20 protein-coding genes are annotated in these 21,249 nt (G+C 40.4%); 3 read left to right on the plus strand and 17 right to left on the minus strand.

Annotated elements, in window-relative coordinates:
- Positions 1-217: 217 nt before the first annotated feature.
- The 17 genes from I7X29_RS12460 to lnt all read right to left on the minus strand — a co-directional run bounded on the left by I7X29_RS12460 (position 218) and on the right by lnt (position 19,857).
- Positions 218-1,726, minus strand: coding sequence for a helix-hairpin-helix domain-containing protein (locus I7X29_RS12460; protein WP_088595267.1), 1,509 nt, complete (start codon positions 1,724-1,726; stop codon positions 218-220).
- Between the two features lies 1 nt (position 1,727).
- Positions 1,728-3,104, minus strand: coding sequence for a PP2C family serine/threonine-protein phosphatase (locus I7X29_RS12465; protein WP_198475088.1), 1,377 nt, complete (start codon positions 3,102-3,104; stop codon positions 1,728-1,730).
- On the minus strand, positions 3,104-4,147 hold the full coding sequence (locus tag I7X29_RS12470; RefSeq protein ID WP_088593693.1) for a TerY-C metal binding domain-containing protein: 1,044 nt from the start codon (positions 4,145-4,147) through the stop codon (positions 3,104-3,106). The genes I7X29_RS12465 and I7X29_RS12470 overlap by 1 nt, the downstream gene beginning before the upstream one ends.
- A 16-nt stretch (positions 4,148-4,163) precedes the next feature.
- Positions 4,164-5,627 (minus strand): hypothetical protein, encoded by a 1,464-nt coding sequence (locus tag I7X29_RS12475; RefSeq protein ID WP_198475090.1) that lies wholly within the window; start codon positions 5,625-5,627, stop codon positions 4,164-4,166.
- 58 nt (positions 5,628-5,685) lie between these two features.
- Positions 5,686-7,059, minus strand: a complete 1,374-nt coding sequence (locus tag I7X29_RS12480) for a hypothetical protein (protein WP_198475092.1) — start codon at positions 7,057-7,059, stop codon at positions 5,686-5,688.
- Positions 7,060-7,111: 52 nt separating this feature from the next.
- On the minus strand, positions 7,112-7,750 hold the full coding sequence (locus I7X29_RS12485) for a vWA domain-containing protein (RefSeq protein ID WP_034555552.1): 639 nt from the start codon (positions 7,748-7,750) through the stop codon (positions 7,112-7,114).
- A 2-nt stretch (positions 7,751-7,752) separates the two neighbouring features.
- A complete protein-coding gene (locus I7X29_RS12490) occupies positions 7,753-8,391 on the minus strand; it encodes a vWA domain-containing protein (RefSeq protein ID WP_034555551.1) in 639 nt (212 codons plus the stop codon).
- Between the two features lie 180 nt (positions 8,392-8,571).
- Positions 8,572-9,231, minus strand: a complete 660-nt coding sequence (locus I7X29_RS12495; RefSeq protein ID WP_198475094.1) for a TerD family protein — start codon at positions 9,229-9,231, stop codon at positions 8,572-8,574.
- 63 nt (positions 9,232-9,294) lie between these two features.
- Positions 9,295-9,849: a TerD family protein gene (locus I7X29_RS12500; protein ID WP_198475096.1), complete on the minus strand. Its 555-nt coding sequence runs from the start codon at positions 9,847-9,849 to the stop codon at positions 9,295-9,297.
- A gap of 48 nt (positions 9,850-9,897) precedes the next feature.
- On the minus strand, positions 9,898-10,854 hold the full coding sequence (locus tag I7X29_RS12505; protein WP_198475098.1) for a hypothetical protein: 957 nt from the start codon (positions 10,852-10,854) through the stop codon (positions 9,898-9,900).
- A gap of 3 nt (positions 10,855-10,857) precedes the next feature.
- Complete coding sequence (locus I7X29_RS12510; RefSeq protein WP_198475100.1) at positions 10,858-11,961, minus strand: toxic anion resistance protein; 1,104 nt, start codon at positions 11,959-11,961, stop codon at positions 10,858-10,860.
- An 82-nt stretch (positions 11,962-12,043) separates the two neighbouring features.
- Positions 12,044-12,619: a TerD family protein gene (locus I7X29_RS12515; protein WP_002679292.1), complete on the minus strand. Its 576-nt coding sequence runs from the start codon at positions 12,617-12,619 to the stop codon at positions 12,044-12,046.
- Positions 12,620-12,741: 122 nt separating this feature from the next.
- Positions 12,742-14,409, minus strand: coding sequence for a formate--tetrahydrofolate ligase (locus I7X29_RS12520; RefSeq protein WP_198475103.1), 1,668 nt, complete (start codon positions 14,407-14,409; stop codon positions 12,742-12,744).
- A 50-nt stretch (positions 14,410-14,459) separates the two neighbouring features.
- Complete coding sequence (locus tag I7X29_RS12525) at positions 14,460-15,593, minus strand: lactonase family protein (RefSeq protein ID WP_198475105.1); 1,134 nt, start codon at positions 15,591-15,593, stop codon at positions 14,460-14,462.
- 5 nt (positions 15,594-15,598) lie between these two features.
- Complete coding sequence (locus tag I7X29_RS12530) at positions 15,599-16,987, minus strand: aromatic amino acid ammonia-lyase (protein ID WP_198475107.1); 1,389 nt, start codon at positions 16,985-16,987, stop codon at positions 15,599-15,601.
- 34 nt (positions 16,988-17,021) lie between these two features.
- Complete coding sequence (locus I7X29_RS12535) at positions 17,022-18,026, minus strand: hypothetical protein (RefSeq protein ID WP_225883743.1); 1,005 nt, start codon at positions 18,024-18,026, stop codon at positions 17,022-17,024.
- Between the two features lie 235 nt (positions 18,027-18,261).
- Complete coding sequence (lnt, locus tag I7X29_RS12540; RefSeq protein ID WP_198475111.1) at positions 18,262-19,857, minus strand: apolipoprotein N-acyltransferase; 1,596 nt, start codon at positions 19,855-19,857, stop codon at positions 18,262-18,264.
- 118 nt (positions 19,858-19,975) lie between these two features.
- Here lnt and I7X29_RS12545 point away from each other — a divergent pair, with 118 nt between their 5' ends.
- The 3 genes from I7X29_RS12545 to I7X29_RS12555 all read left to right on the plus strand — a co-directional run bounded on the left by I7X29_RS12545 (position 19,976) and on the right by I7X29_RS12555 (position 21,198).
- On the plus strand, positions 19,976-20,380 hold the full coding sequence (locus tag I7X29_RS12545; protein ID WP_198475113.1) for a hypothetical protein: 405 nt from the start codon (positions 19,976-19,978) through the stop codon (positions 20,378-20,380).
- 56 nt (positions 20,381-20,436) lie between these two features.
- Positions 20,437-20,751 carry a DUF2752 domain-containing protein gene (locus tag I7X29_RS12550; protein ID WP_225883754.1) on the plus strand — a complete coding sequence of 105 codons (315 nt, stop codon included), beginning with the start codon at positions 20,437-20,439 and terminating at the stop codon, positions 20,749-20,751.
- A gap of 72 nt (positions 20,752-20,823) precedes the next feature.
- Positions 20,824-21,198 (plus strand): hypothetical protein, encoded by a 375-nt coding sequence (locus I7X29_RS12555; RefSeq protein ID WP_198475115.1) that lies wholly within the window; start codon positions 20,824-20,826, stop codon positions 21,196-21,198.
- Positions 21,199-21,249 lie beyond the last annotated feature (51 nt).

Consider the following 21,249-nt stretch of genomic DNA (forward strand, 5'->3'; position numbering starts at 1 on the left):
AATAGCCCCCGAACCCCCGAAGGGGGACTAGCTGAAAAAGAGGTGTGAGTTGTGCGGGTGGGGATGGGAGGGGTGCAAGCTATGCGGGCAAGGATGGAGGGGTGAGATGAATCAGAAAATTAGGAAAAGAGAGGGTGGTGGTGGAAATTGGGGGTGGGATTTAGAGAAAGAGAGGGTGGTGATGAGATTTGGTGGTGGGATTGGGAGGTTAGGGAAATTAATTTACTAAGGTGATATAAAGCAATCTGCCGCCTTCATCATTTGAGAGCTTTATTTTTTTCTCATTGGTGAGTTCTACCATTGTACCAATGGGAATGGGTTTGTTTTCTGTAACGTCTTTCATATCGGGGAGGGATTGATTGACGAGTACCCATCTGTTTTGGTAAAAGGTGAAATAACCTACAGGCTTTTTGTCGTCGTTAGTGAGATTCTCGTTGCGGATGAGCTTGCGCGATACGTGCCACTTGAAAAGGTATTGGTTGTGATATATCATCAGGCGATGGTTTTCGGGTTTCCACACATTGTTGCCGGCATTGTAATACAAGTCGGCGATGGGGAGACTACCGCGATGAGGGGTACCACAAAACGGACACTTAGGGCGAGCGGTATTATCGAATACATACCACTTTTGTGTACAACTTGGATTGCTGCAAGGTTGTATCAAATCTACAGTTTTAAGCAGGGCTGTTTCCCACTCGTTAGCAATAGGGCGTAACATTGGGTTGTGCAATCCGTCGATGAAAGCGCGATTGAAGAGTTCGGTGAGATAGGGTCCTGTAACGGTATAAGGCAATTTGGCGGGGTCACCCCAAAAAGCGTCCCACTTGCGCAACTGGTCGGGTTTTACGCGATTGGTGGCATCGGTGGGGTGTTCTATAAAGAGAGCCTTCTCCCCCATCGCCAACAACTCGTCTTTTTCGGCATCTAAATCCCATACTTTGCTACCTTTGAGCGGGTGGCGTCGCAAGAGATACATATATATAAGTACTGCCAAAGCGTGCAAGTCTGTTTTTTGGTTAGGCAGTGCACGTTTAGGATCTTTGAAGTCTAAATGTTTGGTGCTAAGCACTTCGGGGGCTATAAAATCGGCGGTACCGATGACCTCTGGGGGGAACATTCCAGGTACAACCAAACCATCTAAGTCGATGATATTTGCCGATTTGGTTACGGGGTCGATGAGGATATTGTTGTAAGAGAGGTCGGAATGGGCGAGCCCCATTTGGTGCATTTTCTTAATGCCGCGACAGATATTGATAGCGATTTGGAAATAGCTAAGCCAATCGCCTAACTCTGAAGGATCTAAGCAAAGGGGATACTGAGGGTCACGAAAGGAAGGGGTAGTGAACCACTTACCTTTTTTTTCTTCGCCTTTGAGTCCGTCGTCGGCAATACGTCCTTTGGCAAAGAAGAATTTACGGTCGTAGATAGGAACAATCACGCCTGTTTTACCGTCTTTTTCGACGGCATCGTAAGGCCAGCGAAAAATCTCGTTGAGGAAATAATCGGGGGCATTACCTTTTTTGATATTCTCTAAATACAGAGAGACGATGCGCTTGATGCGTTCTTTTTGGTTAAAATCTAAAGGTTCACGGAAGAAAGCTACCACATAACGACGATCGGGAGAGAAATATACGTCTTTCACTCCCCCACGTTTGGGGTTGCCATCATCTACATATTGGTAGGATTTGGAAGTATCTATAATTGATTTTACAGTGATTGTATTCATTTTAGTAAATAATCGCGAGGGTTCTATCGTCGGAATTGCCTTTGCTCCAGAAGTCGAGCCACTGAAGGAGCTGCTGATCTATTTGGTTATCATTTTGGAAATCGACTTGACAATGGTCGTCGTTCTCTCCATTGAGGTCGGCTAAGAAATTATTCCAACATTCTATTTTAGTAAGGTTGTTTTCGACTACAAACTTAGGGTCGTAGATGCCGTCGGTCATTAGGAATAGTTTAGAAAAACCGTTAAAGCGATGAATGCCAAAGCGTTTACCGACGGGTATTTCGGCATCGTTAGAATAAATCTCGGGCATAGTGATGAAACGTGTACCTCCGCCAAATTCACCTATATCTAATAGGTTGAGTAATTGCACTTCGGTTTGTGCTTCGTTTAGAATACAAATAGGACAATCGCCTACACCGAAGGTGAGTAGCACATAGCCAAAATCGTACTTCTTAGCCAAGGCAAAAATGAGTGTTGTATGGAGGTCTTTCAGCGCAATTTCTTCGGCGTTAGCAAAATCTTCTAAATAACGGAAGAGTTCTCGGAGCTTGCGATAAATGGCATTTACAATATTGCTCTTATGTGTGAGGTCTTCGGCTGCTGCGAAATAAGCAACCACCTCTTGGTCGATTGTATTTAGAAAATCGCTATCGTTGAAACTGTCGCAAATGAAATGAGTGGCAATTTCGGAGCCTTTGCGTGCAAACTTAGCTGATCCTGCCCCATCGGCGACGGCTATTACTTGCCAATCGTTAGGCAAAGGCAAAGTGTAGAAATCGTCGTCGCGAGCGCTTCCTTGGTGAGCGTGTGACCTGCCACGTTTAGAAGCTACTACGAGTTTTTTGTCTAAGAAAGAAGCTTTTAGAGTAGCTTCTTCGGTTTTGTAGAAACGCGCTTCTTTATCTAAAGGAATATCTTGCCAAAGGTCTTTAGGGTCGGGGTTGATGATGAAAGGCACTCGCTTTACACGTTCGATCAAATCGGGGTCTTGAGTGCAATAGAAATGAATTTCCAACTCGGTACTCGCTGCCAGTGTAGGTTTTCCTATAATGGTGTGTGTATCGGGGGAGAAAATGAGCCCCAATTCTTCTAAAGGACTGATATGAGTGATGTGTATATGCGGAAATTCCTCTAAATTAAAGCTAAAATTATAATCTTTTTTAGCATTGGCATTGGCAATTGGCAAATGAGCATCTAAAAAAGATTCAATTTCGTAATATATATGGTATTTTTCTTTCACTTCTTCTTGTAGTTGATGCACTAAACTGCTAATTTTTTCGGACTGAGAGAGTATAGAGAGCACTTTGGCTTCTACTCGTGGATTGGGTTGCCCATTGGTGTGTTCCCCTTTGATGATGGTTTGTATAATTTCGTCCATTAGCCTAAGGTTCTATTGATGTCAAAATCTTCATCGGACATAGTGTAGTTAGCCACTGATCCACACCACGGACAGCTGTTCTCGCCTTCGCCAGAGATGCAGTGCACGCCTCCACAAGAGCAGGTTGCCAAAGCGTAGGCATTGCCACAACAAGGGCAAGAAGGGTTGCCCATCAGCTCGTCCGACGACACTTTGAGGGCGTAGTTCGTTTCGTTAGAGAATTCTTTATAACTATTCTCGTCTATTTTATAAGCTCCTTGTAGCATATAGATACGGGTTTGCATTCCGTAGATGCCCGAACTTCGAGAGCTTTTTTGGAATTTGATAAGATATTGTTTTTGGGTATTAGAGCACTTACCGCGAATGACCACGAAGTTTTCATCGGGGACATCGTGGCGCTTGGTGAGGTCGATGCTTTCAATGAGGTGATGATCGGGTTTGGCGAGCTTGATAGCATCGGTATTGGTGTTGTTCACCTGCTCGCTGGTGGTTTTAATAGAAGCGGTAATCCACTTAAAGAACTCTTTGTAAGCGGCTGCATTGGTATTGTTGAACTGCAAGACTTGATCGGTGAGTTGCCCTAAGAGGTTGTAGTTTGTGTTCTCACCCAACGAAATCACCACTAAGTTTGCTTTACGGCGGTAATGAGTATTCCAACGTTCGATAGCTTGGGCGGGGTCGTCAGTAGGGATACCATCGGTGAAAAGGAAAATGAGGGGTTTCCAATCGCCTTTGCGTTCGAGGGTAGTTTTGACTACTTCGCGGTCGATAGCGTTCATCAGTTCGTTGAGCCCGCTGGCAAGGGAAGTACCCCCACCAATAGGAATTTTAGGCGGGTAGAAAGTGATGATATCCTGCAAAGGCGTAATGACCTTACTTTTCCCAGCAAAGCCAATGATAGAGAGCCAAACGGTTTCGAGTGCAAAAGGATCGGCTTTGAGTTCTTTGATGATTGTAGCCATACCATCTTGCACGTGTTCTATGGGGTCACCGACCATTGATTCGGAGACGTCGAGGAGAAAATAAATGGGGAGTCTGCGCATTTTTTTTAGATAAGAGTTATTGACAGTTTTTTTGGTAGTCTTGAATCACTTCAATAAGTCCTTCTTTTGTGAAGGTGTTATATTTTGTTGGATCCATAGAGGGGCAATTTAGGTATTTAGAGAGCAAACGTTGTATTTTTTCAGGTTTTTTAGTGCGGAAAATTCCTTTTTCACCTAAATAAATAGCTTTGTCATTACCTTTTACTTTCAGTAAATAATCATCGGGATAGGCGATGTGATTCAATACGTAATTTCCATCTTTTTCATATAGAATTTCAAAGAACTGATAAGTATAAGGGTCGGCGAAGCTACTGCTTTTCATATAATCGTTTTCAAGAGGTTCTACTCCTAAATAACAATGACCTTCAGCACAGAATTTCACTTTGTCATCAGCGTTAAAAGTAATAACATTACCTGTTTGGTCTTTTAATTTAAGAAGTCTTCCGAGTGTAGATCTATCGGGGAGAGTAGCGCCCATTCTTTTTTCAATTGACTCAAATTCGATGGTCAAAGCACCTTCTTTTTTCTCATTGTTTTTATCGATTACATAGCCAGCTACATTGTATAAATTCATTGAACCAACTTTAGCTTCTTCTCTTTTTTCATTGTATTTTCTTTTAGCTTCTTGTTTTTTAGCTTCTAAAAACTGTTCAAAAGCTACAGTCATATCGCCAAATGGATAACCATTAGCATATAAACGTTGTACAATACGTTTAGCTAAAGGGTCATAGCCAGGAGCTTTATCAGGTTGTGGTTCTATAAGTTTTGACAATATGCTAAACTCTTTTTGGTCATAAGTTTTTATGATGTAAAAGCCATCAGCTTTTGCTTCATATTCTAAAGAAGCAACCTGACCTCCGTTTTCATCGGTTACAGTATATTTGTAGGCAGCAGGTTTGTTCATAAAATTATCCATTTTGGAAACTTTTGCAGAAATAGTTCCTATTTTATTGCCGTCCTTAAGTATATTGTTTTGTTCTATTCTTAATTTATCGGCATTTGCTAACTCTTGTTCTGTTCTGGTAGCTTCGCGTTCTTCTTCGTAAATAGCGTCCCATCTATCAGAGAAAGGCTGGTCTTGAGAAGCGAAAAACTGATTAATAAACTGGTTATTTGCTCCTTTTAGAGGGAGTAATTCAGGGATTGTTTTTAAGATAGCATCTGTAACATACTTTTCTATTGAAAAAGTAAGTTTAAAGGAGTAAGGGAGAGATATTTCTCTTACATTGTTGTTAGCACCTTTAAAGCGCAACCATCTCTCGGGAGTGCTGTTGCCAGAAACTGTAGCATAAGGGGCTTCGGCAGTAAACAAGAAATTGCCTGACAAATCGGAATAACTAACCACTTTATCCTTACTGCTTATTTTTGCGATAGGAGTACCATCGATGAGTAATTCTCCTTTTTTTATTTTTATATCTTGAGCTAATGACTTTGTTATCAAAAAGAAAACTCCAATGCTGAATAAAATTATTTTTTTCATATTTATGTAGTTTTATTAATTTTGTAATGTTACTTAACGTAAGTTTTTTTAGATAGATTTAGTTTGCTACTATTTTAATTTCTGTACAATAGTCGTAGTTATTAGATTTCATAAAGGTAAAGAAATGATCTTGCCATTTTTTTATAGAAGTTCCTTTGGGAGAGTCTACTCTGCAATTTAGAAGTTTGAGAGCTTCAACACCTACCATAGCAGGCTGACTTGTTCCTTTTACATAGACATTTGAACGATTAACAACAAGTGTTTTATCTGCAATTATTTGACCATTTGATTCAATAGAGCACCCTCCTTCTATGGTAAGATCCTTTATTACATTGATATTTCTTATTAGATATGCTTCTGTAAATAAATTGAGGGTACCATTTCCTGTAATTTTTAAACTTCCATTAAGTACCGCAATAGCAGGATAATTTTTAGAATAGATTTTATTATTCTCTTGTAGTACAATGGTAAGATCAGCGGAATTTTTTTCTGTTTGAGAAATACCATCTGTATCCTTTTCTGTAACTTTAATAGAGACTCCATTGAGGATAAGAATACGTTTTTTGGGTTTATAGCGAATAACACCAGATTCAAGAGCTGGGAAGTTCTCAGAGGTAATCTTCCAATAATTGGTAGCTGTAAGTTGTTTACTACCTATATAGATGCCATAATCACCTGTGGGGATATTTTCCATAGGGAAAGGGTCGTCATCATAAGATTCCTTGTACTCATCTCTTTCATAAAACTTTGCTTCCCAGTTTTTATCAGTTAATAGGTCTAACACCTGTTTGTTAATTTTATTTGCCTCGGAAGTACCTTCTTTAAAAGATTGCAGAAAGATAGTAGCCTTGTTGTTAATTTCTTTTTTAGGAATATTTTGGGCAATTGCAAGCATAGCTTCTTCTTTAATTTGGTTGTTATTGATCCAAACTTCAGAGAGAGCAATATTCTTACTAAGATCTAAGTGTGCGAGTTCATTTCTTTCAAGAGATAAGGTTTTCAAAGCTGGAGAATGAGAGAGATCAATATTTTTTATCTTAACTTTGTTTGCTATAAAATGGGTAAAGTTTCCATAGAAAGTTACCACCGCACTTTTGAAAGTATAGTTTTTAGGGGAATTAGTAAACACTTGGGTTTGCTCATCTTCATCCTGAAGGCCGTTGTTATTGAGGTCTACCCATCCTTTACCGATAGCATTTATCTCAATCTGTGCACTTGTGGATTGGGTGTAGAAAGTGATGTAGTGCTGTTCTTTTTGGTTGATATTAGGGTTGATTGCCCATCCTAAATCAAGAATTTTAACCTCAGGATTAGGTTTGGGATCTGGTTTAGGAGTAGGCTCGTTGTTATCACTACCTTTAGAGCAAGCTACCAATGTAACAGCTGCTATAAGTAGGAGGAATATTTTTTTGATAAGACCAAGAGTTTTCATTTGATGAATTTTAAATTAATAATGAGAATTATTTACTTAATCATAATCCTTTCTATACTACTAAATTGAGTTCACGGGGTGGAGGTGGGAGAGTCATAGATTCGCCGGTGCCTTGTGATTTGCCGCCCATTTCTATAGATGAACTCACCCATTTGAAAAAGGTAGTGAGCATATTGGCATCGGTGGTATCGAGTTTTACCACATCGGGGGTGAGTTCTTGGAGGTAGGACACTTCGGCTTTTGGCCCTGCAGCACAACCTACAATCACACCAAAATCTAAGGCTTTTACTTTAGGGATATATTCACGATACTTCTGTATATCGGAAGGTTTGCCATCGGTAAAGATAAATAAAAGCGGTTTCCAGTCGCCTTTTTGTTGCGCTGAACCTCTGATGAGTTCAGTTTTTACCAAATCACACACCATTTCAAGAGCTTCGCCAGTGTGAGTAGGCCCACTTTCGGGACATTTGATTTCGATAGGCTGAAAAGAAGCTAAATCTATCAGCGGGATGATATTGCGCACTTCACGGTCGAAAGTAATGACACTCAAATAGAGGGAATCCATTGCTTGAGGGTCGTTGCGTAGCATATTGATGAGCCCATAGAAGCCGTTGTTGAGGGCTTGGATAGGTTCACCGCTCATTGAGCCTGAAGTGTCTAAAAGAAAATAAGCTAAGAGTCGTCTGTTCATCGTTATGAAACAATTACTAATTCACTTGGTGGAGGAGGAAGTTGGTCTTTTTTGGTAAGGTCGATACCTGTTTCTTCTACTTTGGTAGAGGTAGTGGCAATAGAGGCAGATACCCATTGGAAGAATTTTCCAATGCTATCGGCATCGGTATTGCTAAGGCGTACAACTTGGTCGGCTATTTCCTTGAGCACTTTATCGTCGGCGTTATTACCAGCGGCACATCCCACTATCAATCCTTTTTTTACGGCTTTGAGTTTTTGGAATCCCGCTTGCCAATCGTCGGTAGGAACACCATCGGTCATAATAAAAACGATAGGTTTCCAGTCGCCTTTTTGTTCGAGAGTTGTTTTGGTAACTTCATTTTCCAATTTATCGGCGAGGAGGCTTAGAGCTGCACCGAGAGCTGTTGTGCCAGCGGCTTTAAGGTCTACCGTTTGGAAAGAAGCTAAATCGGTAAGAGGGATAAGTTGTTTAGCATCGGAATCGAAAGTGATGATGCTCACAAAAGCGGTTTCGATAGCCTGAGGGTTTTGGCGCAGCGAATGAATCATCATTTGCACGCCATTTTTCACTGCCTCAATAGGTTCGCCGGTCATTGATCCGGAAGTATCTAAGAGGAGGTATACGGGAAGTCGTCTCATTGTATTGCATATTTTAAGAGATTGTCCAAAAAGTTTTTTGTACGAGCGTTTGCAATGGGCGTTTGCAAAACGCCCCTACATAGCATACTCTAAAAGTAATTGATTATCAGAGCAGTCAATTTTACGAAAGTGTAGGGACACAAAGGCAATTTTTGTACTTTTTGAACAATCTCTTTTAGATTATAAATAACTTTGAACAATACGGTGAATGGTTTGACCAAGGAAAGAATCGTCGACAGGATCACCGATAGCATCAAACTTCCATTCGCCATTTCTCTTGTAGAGTTTTGCCAAAATAAGAGCGCGTTTGCCAGCATAAGCAGGTTCAGCAGCTACGTTGTAAGAGGCAAATACAGAGTTTACACGCTGTGGTGTTCCTTCGAACATACGAATTTTAGCATAAGGGATTTGTGAAAAGTCTTCTTTACCTACGTTGTTGAGGAAGAAGAAGATTTTAGATACATTAGGAGCTACACGATCTAAGTTTACAGTGATAATTTCGTTGTCGAGACCATCGTCACCCCCTTTATCGCCTTGCAAATCGTCGCCAGTGTGGTGAAGAGCGCCGTCATTGGAATCTAATTTTCCTTTAGGAAGACCAAATTGTTGCAAGATTTGGATGTTGTACAAAGGAGAATAGAGGTGGTCACACACATTATTATTGTCGTCGATAAGCACACAGCTAAGGTCTAAATCCACATCTTGTTTGTTTTTCATCAAACCAAAGAGAGCTTTAGTTTCGATAGCGCCCCAGTTCACTCCAATACAGAAGTTTTGTAGTTTTTCACCAGATTCTTTGCGTAGGTCGATTTTTTGACCTTTTTGTAAATTGATTGCCATAAAAATAATTTTTAAATTAATCAATTAGCAGAGATTTTGCTAATTGAGAGGTTTATAATTCAGTTAATTGTATTTGTTAAGATAGTCTTCCAAGCCACCTTTCATTCCCATACCTACCGCTTCGAACTTCCATTCGCCATTGCGTTTGTAGATACGACCAAACTCTACGGCTGTTTCGATAGAGAAATCCTCTTCCAATTCGTATTTTAGCAATTCTTGATTGGTAACCGAATCGAAAATGCGAATGAATGAATTGCGTACCTGCCCGAAGTTTTGACCGCGTTGAGCAGCCTCGTGAATAGTTACCACGATGCAGATTTCGGCTGCATTAGGTTCTATTTTAGAGAGGTCGACAAGGATTTGCTCGTCGTCGCCTTCGCCTGCTCCTGTACGGTTGTCGCCGGTGTGCACTACTGCTTCGTTAGGAGATTTGAGGTTGTTGTAGAACACGAAGTGATTGTCTGACAACAATTTTTTGTTTTCGCCTAAGATAAATACCGAGGTGTCTAAATCGAAATCAGTACCTGTAGCAGAGCTGTTCGTATCCCAACCCAGACCTACAGTAAATTTAGGAGCATTGATGCTCTCTCTTTGTCCTTTTTGTAAGTTGATTGCCATAAAATTAATTTATTAATTAGTCAATTAGCAAATTTGCCAATTGGGGTGTTACTTGTTTAGGTTTAAATCGAGCATAGAGGTGAGGATGTTTTTTTCTTCCTCTATATTCAATTGTTCATCAGTAAGGTCGTTGTTATCAATGGTTTCACGGTACTTTGCCAAGAGTTCTTTTACATCCTCGGGGAAGCTGTTGCGTATCTCTTTGCGTTTTTCTTCTAAGTCTCTTATTTTGCATTCCAACTCTCCTACTAACGAATGACCATTACTCACGTTTTTTTCGCGATTCAGTTGGTGCTTGAAGGCATCTTTTAGCAAATAGAAGCCACTGGTTTGGAGATTCCAAATAAACTCATCATCGGAGCCGAGAATTCTAAAGAGCTCGAAGAGTTGGAAATCTACATTGAATCCACACATAAAACGCACTCTGAAGTTTTTACTCGCCAAACGGGAGAGCAGTAGGCGCTCAATATTCAGCCCTTCTAAGGTGTAGAGTTTCGTTCCTGGCACTACTAATAGGTGTGTGATATCATCATCGTCGCGAAAATACTCCTCGGCATAGTGGTTAGGGAAACTGCGGATAGCCGTGAGATTGTAAGGCTTGTAACTACCTGTGAGGGTACTATAAGCAGCTTGAAACACCGCCGATACCTCAGCCTCGTGATACCGCTGGTCGGTTTCAAAACGGTTTTCGGTTTTGCCTTGCCGTGCCAGTTGCGCAATATAATCCTTATGGGCTGCAATTTCAGTATCAATATTGATGATGGCAGCTTCCTTTTGCTTTTTGAGTTTGGTGAGTAGCTCAATAAGGCTATCGGTATACTGCAAGTGGAACAGTTCTAACTTGTTCACATCTAAGGCTTCGGTATTTTTTTCAAAAAATGAATGGATAATCTCGGTACGTACCACTATACCTACCAAGTCGGGTTGTTTGAAAAAATTCTCTAATATTTTAAGTTTTTGCAACCTTCGTTTGCTATCATTCAGTATTTTTGTTTCTGTTCCCAAGTGTTATGACTTTCTGTTTTGCAATTGGTTTTTAAGGGTTGTTTCTAAGTTTTGCAATTCGTTGTCCAACAAGCGGCGACTTTGCTCTCCTTGTTGTTGGATTTGTTTTACTTCGTTGAGGGTGTTGATGAGTGATGTAGTGGTTTCACGCAAGGTATCGATAGACACGATTGTTTGTTCGTTAGCACGAGCGACATTCACGGTATTCTGTTGGAGACGCTGAGCGTTTTTGCGCAAAATTTCTTCGGTGGTTTGCGATACGCGTTGTTGTACCTCAATATGTTGTTGCTGGCGGTGTAAGGCTACAGCCAACGTAAGTTGGTTTTTCCAAACAGGCAAAGTGGTAGTGAGGATGGTTTGTGCTTTTTCGGCTATTGACACGTTGTTGTTCTGTATCAATCGGATTTGAGGTAACGATTGCAACATAATAAAGCGCACGACTTTCAAATCGGCTAAACGGCGGTCTAAGCGGTTGGCAAAGTCGCGTTTATCGGAAATTTGATAATCTTGATACGCATCGGGGTTTGCTTCCATCAGAGCGAGTTCTTGCTTGGTTTTCTCGTAGCGCAAACTACCTGCAATGATGTACTCTTCAATCTTTTTAATGGCATCGACATTGCTACCGAAAATGGTTTGCAACACCGCATTATCTTTAGTAGAATTGATGATACCTGCATTCACCTTATTAGAAATATCGGTGATGTTGTTCACTATTTTGTCGTATTTGGCAAAAATATTATCTACTGTAGTTACCATACGCCCCAAGAGCGGTATTTTGCGCAAGAATTTTTTAAAGCTATTACCTTCGAGCTCATCTACATCTACATAGTTGAGTTCTACGAGCAATTTATTGATGAGCTCGCCTACCTCACCAGCATTAGAGCGGCGTACATTGTTTAAAAAACTATCACTTTGTGAAGCCAATGTATTTTGTAACTCAGCACCAAAGTTGATTACCGAGTTAGGGTTTGTTTCCTCTATATTGGCAGCGATGAGTTCGTACTTAGAGGTATCGGCAGGTGTAAGGTTTTGAAGGGTTACATTACCGTTCTTATCGATTACTTGAGCGTTTGTATCGAGTACTTGTAGTTCTAAGGTTTGTTCCATAGTGTTTAAGATATTTTGATGTGAGTTATTAAAAACTCGCACTAATTTGACAAATGAAATATTAATTATATTTGTTAGTTAGTTATTTAATAATTTCGCCTTTGTAGTATTTAGAAAGGAAAAATGCTAAATCTTCTTTGTAGCCAATGCCTGAGGCTTCAAATTTCCATTTGCCATTGTGTTTATAGAGACGACCAAATTCTACGGCTGTTTCTATAGAGAAATCCTCGCCTAATTCGTATTTAGCTACCTCTTCGCCGTTAGCGTTATCGACGATGCGGATGTACGAATTGCGCACTTGTCCGTAGTTTTGTTTGCGGTTGAGCGCATCGTGAATGGTTACCACGAAAAGAATTTCGGTTACTCGAGGGTCTACTTTCGCGAGGTCTACTTGTATACTTTCGTCATCGCCATCGGCACTGTTACCTCCTGTAGGGTCATCGCCAGTGTGGTGGAGAGCACCATCGGGAGAATCGGTATTGCCGTAGAACACAAAGAAAGGTTCAGAAGGGATAAGGCGCTGAGCATCTATCATAAAAGCTGAAGCGTCTAAATCGAAATCGTAGCCGGTACCCTCATTAGGGTCCCAGCCTAAGCCTATAGTTAAATTTTGTAGACCAATGTCTATACGTTGTCCTTTTTGTAAGTTGATTGCCATAAAAATAATTTATTAATTAGTCAATTAGCAAATTAGCCAATTGAAGAGTTTGTTATTTTATTAATTAATACGGGGCAAAGATAATAATAATTAGGAAATTTGCAAATTTAAAAATTAGCAAATTACGAGAGTCCTGTGATGATACCCTCATCGTCTATATCCATACCTTCGGCAGCAGGCACACTGGGGAGTCCCGGCATACGCACCGTATCACCCAAGATTGGGATTACAAAGCCCGCTCCTGAGGCAAATTCAAACTCGCGCACGGTTACCTCAAAACCAGTAGGGCGGGCGAGTTTTTTCTCGTCATCACTGAGCGATTTAGGCGTCTTCACTATACAAATAGGCATTTTATCAAAGCCTAATGTTTTGATTTGCTTCAACTGACTTACGGCTTTACTGTTGTAATTCACCTTGCTCGCTCCGTAAATCTTAGTAGCTACTGCTGTTATTTTTTCTTCTATACTCGCTTCATTGCTGTATAGCGGACTAAAATGACTCTCACCACTCTGGGCTATAGCCACGACAGCGCGAGCAAGTTCCTCGGTACCTTTACCTCCTTCACTAAACCCTTTGCTCACAATAGCTTCTACCCCTTTTTGAGCACATACTTCTTTTACATAGGCTATCTCTTCTTCACTATCGTTAGGAAAATAGTTAATCGCTACCACTGCTTTGAGACCAAAAAGTTGCACATTCTCAATGTGTTTTTCCAAATTAGCAATACCGAGTTTCACTTTTTGCAAGGAAGGAGTGTTGTACTCTTCTTTTTTAGCCCCTCCGTGATGGCGCAAGGCGCGAATCGTTGCTACAATCACTACTGCATCGGGGGCTAAGCCTGCTGAAGTACATTTGATATTGAGGAATTTCTCAGCTCCAAGGTCGGCACCAAAACCTGCTTCGGTAACTACATAGTCACCTAACGATAGTCCCATTTTGGTAGCCAAAACAGTGTTTGTACCTTGCGCAATGCTAGCAAATGGGCCTCCGTGCAAGATAGCAGGATTGTTTTCAAGCGTTTGCACGAGGTTAGGTTTGATAGCTTCTTTGAGCAGTAGCGCCATTGCCCCTACTACGTTTAAATCGCGGGCAAATACGGGGGTGCCGTCAAACTTTTTGCCTACATAGATGTTACCAATGCGCCTTTTTAGGTCAGAAAAACTTTCAGCAAGACATAGTATTGCCATAATCTCGGAAGCAGGAGTGATGTTAAAACCGTCTTCGCGAGGTACTCCGTGAGTAGCACCGCCTAAACCTACCACTATATGGCGTAGTGCGCGGTCGTTCATATCCATTACGCGCTTCCAAACTACGGTGCGAGGGTCGATGCCTATAGAGTGGGTTTTGCTCTGGATATTATTATCAATGACAGCCGCCAAGAGGTTGTTAGCCTTCTCAATAGCCGAAAAGTCGCCTGTAAAGTGCAAGTTGATGTCCTCCATAGGCACCACTTGCGAATAGCCACCACCAGCAGCCCCTCCTTTGATACCAAAAACAGGCCCTAACGACGGTTCACGCAATACGGCAATCGCTTTTTTGCCTATTTTGTTAAGTCCTTCGGTAAGACCTATGCTCACAGTGGTTTTACCCTCACCTGCAGGAGTAGGCGTAATAGCCGTAACCAGCACCAACTTACTGTGTTTCATCTTCTCGGCATTGATGAGGTGCAACGGCAATTTAGCCTTGTATTTCCCGTAAGGGTCGAGGTCGTCCTCGCTGATGCTCAATTTTTTAGCTACCTCTTTGATGGGGAGCATCTGTGCCTTTTGGGCGATTTCTAAGTCGGTCATAAACAATGAACAATTGAGAATTAATAATTTGTGCGACAAAAGTAGTGATTTTAGTTGGATTTTCCAAACACAATACAAGTAGGTTTATCTATCTCAATCTCTTCTGGCGTTTCAGTGAGTTCTCCAGTTGCTTCATTACGCTCAAAAACCTGAATTTTATTATCATCTCGGCAAGCTACTAAAAGGTATTTACCATTAGGAGTAATAGCAAAATTGCGGGGGTGAATACCTGTGAGTTGGTAGCCTATTTTGGTTAAAGTACCTTTCTCAGGGTCGATAGCAAAAATTGCAATACCATCTTTCTTTAATCGGTGAGAGGTGTACAGAAAACGCCCATCGGGGCTGATATGTATATCGGCACTACCACCCCCGCCACCTTCATCAGCCATTATACGCTGTACTTCTTTCAGCTTACCTTTGCGATAGCTGAGTACCACACATTCACCTCCTAATTCGTTGATAAGATAAGCAAAACGACCATCTTTGCTAAAAGTAAGATGGCGAGGGCCTTGTCCGTCGCTCACCTCATAAGCTACTCGCTGAGCGGTGAGCACCTCAGCGTTTTTACGTGCTTTTTTGTTGTAACGAAAACGATACACGCGGTCGTTGCCCAAATCAGTTGTTAATATATACTTTTTATCGGGGGTGGGAATAATGCAGTGGATATGTGCTACACGCTTGGGTGTCTTTCCTACAAAAGCAATATGTTGTGTCTCTGCTTTTAATTTACCTTCTGCATCCAGCGAGAAAACACTGATGTCGCCCCCTGTATAATTTGCTGTGATGACGTATTTACCGTCGGTTACAATATGGCAAGGGTCGGCACCTGCTCGTGGCAAGGATTCTTTAGGAGCCGTAGGCAGGAATATAGGATTGCTTAGCTGTACTTTATCTTCACTCACATCAAACGAATAGGCTCCTTGTCGCCCATCGTTATATTCGCTTACGGCATATAAGCGTTTTCCATCGGGCGATAAGGTTACAAAAGAAGGATTGGCAGCGGTGGCACTGCTCAGCAGTTCAAAAGTACCGTTCTCCTGATTGAAATGATAGGTGTAAATACCATTAGAATTACTCTCTTCAGTATAAGTGCCTATATACATTATCAATTTATTATCTTGGGCAAAGGTGATGAATGTTAATAGTGCAAAGACTATAGTTAAAAACGTTTGTAATTTCTTCATAAGTTCTAATTTTGTGTGTTATTAAAAAATTGTATGGTGTGCTCTATTTGTTTCTTGAGGGTCGTTACTTCCTCTTCTGCCATAAAACTGAGATATTCTTTAAACAAATCAGAATGATAGTCAAATTGCTTCTTTTTCCACTGTGAAGTAGCCAAAATCAATTCAATAGCTAATATTTCTTCTATATTCTTCACTACTTGTTCGCATTTGATAGCCGAACTACCTCCCATTCCTTTAATATCTATTGTTTTTTCAAATAAAATCGGACTTTCGATACTCGCAGGAATGGAAAGACGGCGGTTTTCATTCAATATTCCTTCTATGATACGCTGGAAAATAGGGTAATCTATTTCTGTTTCTATCTCTTTGCCGAGATTAGAAAGCAAGTAGAACACACGTCGTTCGCTGATATTGCCCAAGCTGGTGAGGGTAATCGCCAAAAAGTCCATTGCCAAGGTGAGGGGTAGGGTATGCGAGTTGCCTCCAAAGATAATTTCTTGGGTCTCAGGGAAGAGAATAGGGTTATCGGTAACTGAGTTCATCTCGGTTTTAATCACCTTGCGAATGGCTGCAATCGACTCTCGGACGGCTCCGTGTATTTGAGGAATAGAGCAAAAAGCTTCGGGCATAGATGAGAAGGCTTGCGGTTGTGCAGCGAGGGTACTATCTTTTAATAGGGTGCGCAGGTGTTGAGCCGTTTCCACAAGTCCCTTATGGGGGCGTACTACTTGCATAGCCTCCGAAAATGCCGAGAGGTTACCACCAAAGGCTTGGGTAGAAACCGATGATACAAAGTCTGCCCACTGGATGATTTTCAGTGATTTACTAAGGTTGTAGATGCCATAAGCCGTGGTGAGCTGAGTGCCGTTGAGCAAGGCATCGGCTTCGCGCATTTCCAAGGATAGAGGTTGCCAACCGTATTTAGCTTCCAGCTCTTGAGCTGAATAGATTTTGTTGTGTATACACACTTCGCCTTCACCAAAGAGCGGCAGAGCGAGGTGTGCCAGAGCAATGCGTTCATCGGGGATATCTTTAGAATACACCACCGGAAAGACCTCTTGATTATAAAAGTCGATGAGGCGTTGCACCAAAGCCAATCGCACCCCACTATAGCCATAGGAAAACGATTGTATTTTAAGGAAGAGCATCAGTTTGACAATCTCATTGGGGATACGCTCGCCTATTCCACAAGCATAGTGGCGCAACAGCGATAGGGAACCTACTGAAAGTCGGTTTAGAATTTCAGGGTCTTTTTTACAATAATCGGTGAGGAAGCGGTGACACGTTTCGATATTAATCACCGCCTCTTCCGAGAGTTTTAGTTGTGTATCGCCTTCTACAATTGCTATAAGCTGTTCTAAAAGAAGGACTTCGTTAGATATATAGTGTTCCATATTAGGAGGTAGGGGTTAGAGGGTTAAAAACGAGCTACTTTATCATATATAGTCGCCCTTTTATAGATAACAATTGATATTGTAGCAGTTTGTTGCTATACAGATCTACTTTTTCAAACTTTTCGAGTTCTTCATTGCCTTTGGTAAGGTAATAAGTAGGGGTTTTTAGAGCAACACCTTCAGATGTCAACATATAAGTATCAACTTTAAAGGAGATAGAAGCATTGTTTAAACGCAGTTGCATAAATAGCTTTCCTTCTCCCCCTTTATCAAGAGTTTCTTCTATCAAAAAATACTGAGGTAATATCTTACGGCGTGTATAAGTGCTTTGAAAGTCACTATAATAAAAATCGTCAGCACCCAATTTCATAAAAAGAGGGAATATAGAAGTCCTATCAAAAAGAGTATTTTGAAAAGAGTAAATGTAATTAGTAGAACAAATATAATGAGGCATCCCGTCTTGAATAAACACTACAATACTCTCATAATTAAAAGTAGTATAGTACTTTTGATTATCGGGGCGCCATTCTATGTTTCTAACTCCTATTTTATAACAAGTAGGCGTGGGTAGATGGTTTTTGGATATATAAGTTCTCACATCGTTTTCTTTCCAAAAATCAGTACCCTCAATGGCTTTCATCGGACGAAATTCGGGGTTGCCATCTATAGCCCAAGTACTGTAAGAAAGTGTATAAGTATCAATGATATACTTGTCTTTGATATGAAACTCTCGTTTCTGTTTCTCGGCTGTATTGAGAGGCAAACTGTCAATTATTTTTCCTGAAGTATCAAATTTAAAAAAATAAAACGAAGTATTTGATTTATTATAAAGTGTTACTAACTGATATTGATCGTTGAAGAACTTTTTCTTAAGCGAATACCCTCCTCTTTCATAAAGCGGAGTAATTGTCTTTTTACCTTGTGTAAGCTCTCTTGATGAAAGTTCAGGGTAGTTTTTGAGATTTTTAGGAAGGAACTGCTGTGATTGCCATACTGTATAAGATTCTTCTATTTCGTCTTTGTGATAAGTATAAAGCATTGTTAATACTGTAAGACAAACACTCACCCAAAATATTTTTTTGACGGTCTTATAATAGAAACTATAATAACAAAGCAGCCCTAAAACAAAAATTATAGGTGTAAATAACAGAAGTACATCAATAATTCTTAAGGATAAGGAAGACCCTAACCCGCAAATAATAGAAAGCACTATAAAGCCGATGCCCGTTAAAATCGCTAAAAATATATTAGGTTTCTTCATTTGTCGTTAGTTTTTAGATGGTTTCACGTTTCCTTAATACTGCATACAAAAACACAAAAAACGCCAAAAAATAGGCAATTCGGGCGATGTAATCACCCATTTGCACATAGAAAGTTACTTCATCGTTTAGAGCAATAGTACCTTTCAAACTGCCTTGAGTACCATAAGGAAGTGTTTTGAGCACCTCTCCCCTACCGTTGATAAATGCCGAAATCCCCGTGTTAGCACTGCGGGCTACACTCCGGCGGGTTTCAATGGCACGCAAACGGGTATAGCTAAGGAGTTGCTTGTGCCCTTGTGTGTTACGCCACCACGCATCGTTAGTAAGGATAGCCAAAAAGTTAGCCCCTTTCTTGATATAGCCCGTTACAAACTCACCGTAAATCGTTTCGTAACAGATGATAGGTGCTGCCTTGCCCTCGGTGTCTACCCCTGCGAAAGCTGTGCGCTCAGGTTGGGTAGTTTTCAGCGCTACCGTACCGCCAAGATTGATGAGCGTTTCGCCTAATATAGGTTTTAGTATATTTTGATAGGGGAAATTCTCTACAGCTACTACCAATTTACTCTTGTGATACAGTGGCATTTCAAGATTGCGATTGAGCAAGAAAGCCGAATTGTAATCGTTGTACCAAATACCATAATTATAGAGGTAGTTGCTTTGGGAAGTGGTATGTGCTTCATCTCTCACAAACTCAATCATTGCAGTGCCTCCTACCCAATTGAGTTTAGGATAGCGCGCTACAGAAGTGCGCAACCTATCTATCTCAGGAGCATAGGGTAATTCGTTCAGTTTGATATTCTCGGCAAAGACCGTTTCGGGGGTAAGGACGAAATTTACTTTATCGTCCAACTTATCGGCGGTGAGTTGCAACAACAGATTGCTTACTTCTTGATTAGAAAGTGAATATTTCTCGGCATAAGGGTCGATATTAGGTTGCAAGACAATCACATCAACTGTTTTCTTGCCTGCTTCGCTATAATTGAGGTATTGGAAATACGAAATCACTATAGGCACAGCAAAAAAGAGCATTGCCAAGCCCACTTTTTGAGCAAGAACTTTGCGGTTTTTAGCCGTAAGATAGTTTTCAACAGCCAAAAATAAGATGATATTCACAATCCACACCCATAAAGAGCCTCCAAAAGTACCCGTATATTCGTACCATTGTATCCACGTAACTTGCTCGGAGAAAACGTTACCTAAATTCAGCCAAGGCCAAGAAACTTCCCAAGTGAGGTGGAATTTCTCAAACGAAAGCCATATCGCAACTAAGAAGATGAGCGATACCTTGCGGTTCATTCGTTTGGCAACAATATGATAGAGGAAGAAAGTAAGGGTCATTAGTAGCGTATTTGCTAAAATAGCGAAAATTGCCCCTATTTGGGTAGAATACCATATCCACCAAGTAGTAGGAATATTCCAAGTGAGGAATGCTAAATAAGAGAGTGCAAACACTTTGCGTTTGGTATGGCGATAGTTGCGACGGATGCGCGCTTCCATCAGCAATAAAGGAACAAAGCCAATGAATATCAAGATAGTAATTCCATAGGTTACCCACGCACTTGCGAGTAAAGCCCCTGAAAGTAGGGCAAGGAGTATGTTTTTCTTCATAATGATGAATAACGAATAACGAGGCGAAGATACAACTATTTTAAAAAATACACAAAAAAATTTTCGTATATTACTTTTTCTTACTTATTTTGCGGACTGTTATAAAAAATAAATAAAAATGGACAATTCACAAAACAATTTTCAGAACTATTTCCAACCTCAGCAGCAGCAACACTACAGCAACGACAATCCGATGGTAACCACCTTAAGTATAATAGGATTAGTGTTAGCAATTCTTACCGTTGCTATCGCTTTCATCCCTTGTTTTGGAGCTTTCGCTTTTTTCATTGGGGTTATTAGTCTTATTATTTCGTGCATAGGACTTTATTTAGCCTATAAAAATCAAGTAAACAAAGATATGCTCATAGCAGCTTTAGTAATTTCCTTAGTAGGAACTATCATCTCTGGTGTACAACTTTTTACACTTAAAGCTATGGATGCTATTATCGAAAATTCTCAAAGAATACAAAACGACAGCTTAGATACTGATTCTTCTTATAACAGAGATTACGACGACGATTAACATTGAAACTCACTAATTCACATAAGTACCTATTAGTAAATAGTATATTAATAGCATTGTTTTTTTGGGGAATACTATATCTAAAATATTTTCCTGCCAAAATACAATGCTATTACAAATCTCATTACGGTTTTGAGTGCCCTACTTGTGGGCTTACACGTGATTTTTCACAATTTCTCTCCTTAGATTTTCACTCTCCTCTCAACCCTGCTTCCTATTATTACTTTACAGCTTTTGCATTAATTTTCGTCACTCGCATTCTTCACAGTTTAATTGTATATCGCAAGCCTCATCAGCTGAAAAGTATTATTTTTTTAGATGGTGTAGTATTAGTATTTTCTATTTTTGTAGTAGTTTTAGGATTTTTATAGTATTGGCGATGAATTGTATAATTTGCTAATTAACAAATTATTCTTATTTTTGTCGCCAAAATTATTATTAGAATGAATACATATCAAAAAAACAACACTTTTGAAGCTCAGCGCCCTCAAAGTGTAAAAAAAACCATCATCAACCTCTTAGGAGTGATTACCCTCGTTTTGGCAATTTTTGTACTTATCGCTTCTTTTATTCCTTTAATTGGTGAAATTGCTTTTATAGGAGGTGCCGTAGTAATTCTGTTGGCAGCCATTGGTTTGTACTTTGCAGCTATCTATGGTATAGGTAAAGCCTTACTCATTGCAGCGCTATCACTTTCTATGGCTGGCACAGGCATCTCAATTAAAAAGTTTATCGATTATAACGAGGCACACGCTTCCGAAATACACTCAGGTGGTTCGGGTGGTGGTCACCATCACAGCTGGGGCGATGATGATTAACTAATGTCTCAAATTCGCTAATTATATCTATCTTTGCACTTTAATCATTTT

Origin of the sequence: Capnocytophaga periodontitidis (genome assembly GCF_016126015.1) — a bacterium.
GTDB classification, from domain to species: Bacteria; Bacteroidota; Bacteroidia; order Flavobacteriales; family Flavobacteriaceae; genus Capnocytophaga; species Capnocytophaga periodontitidis.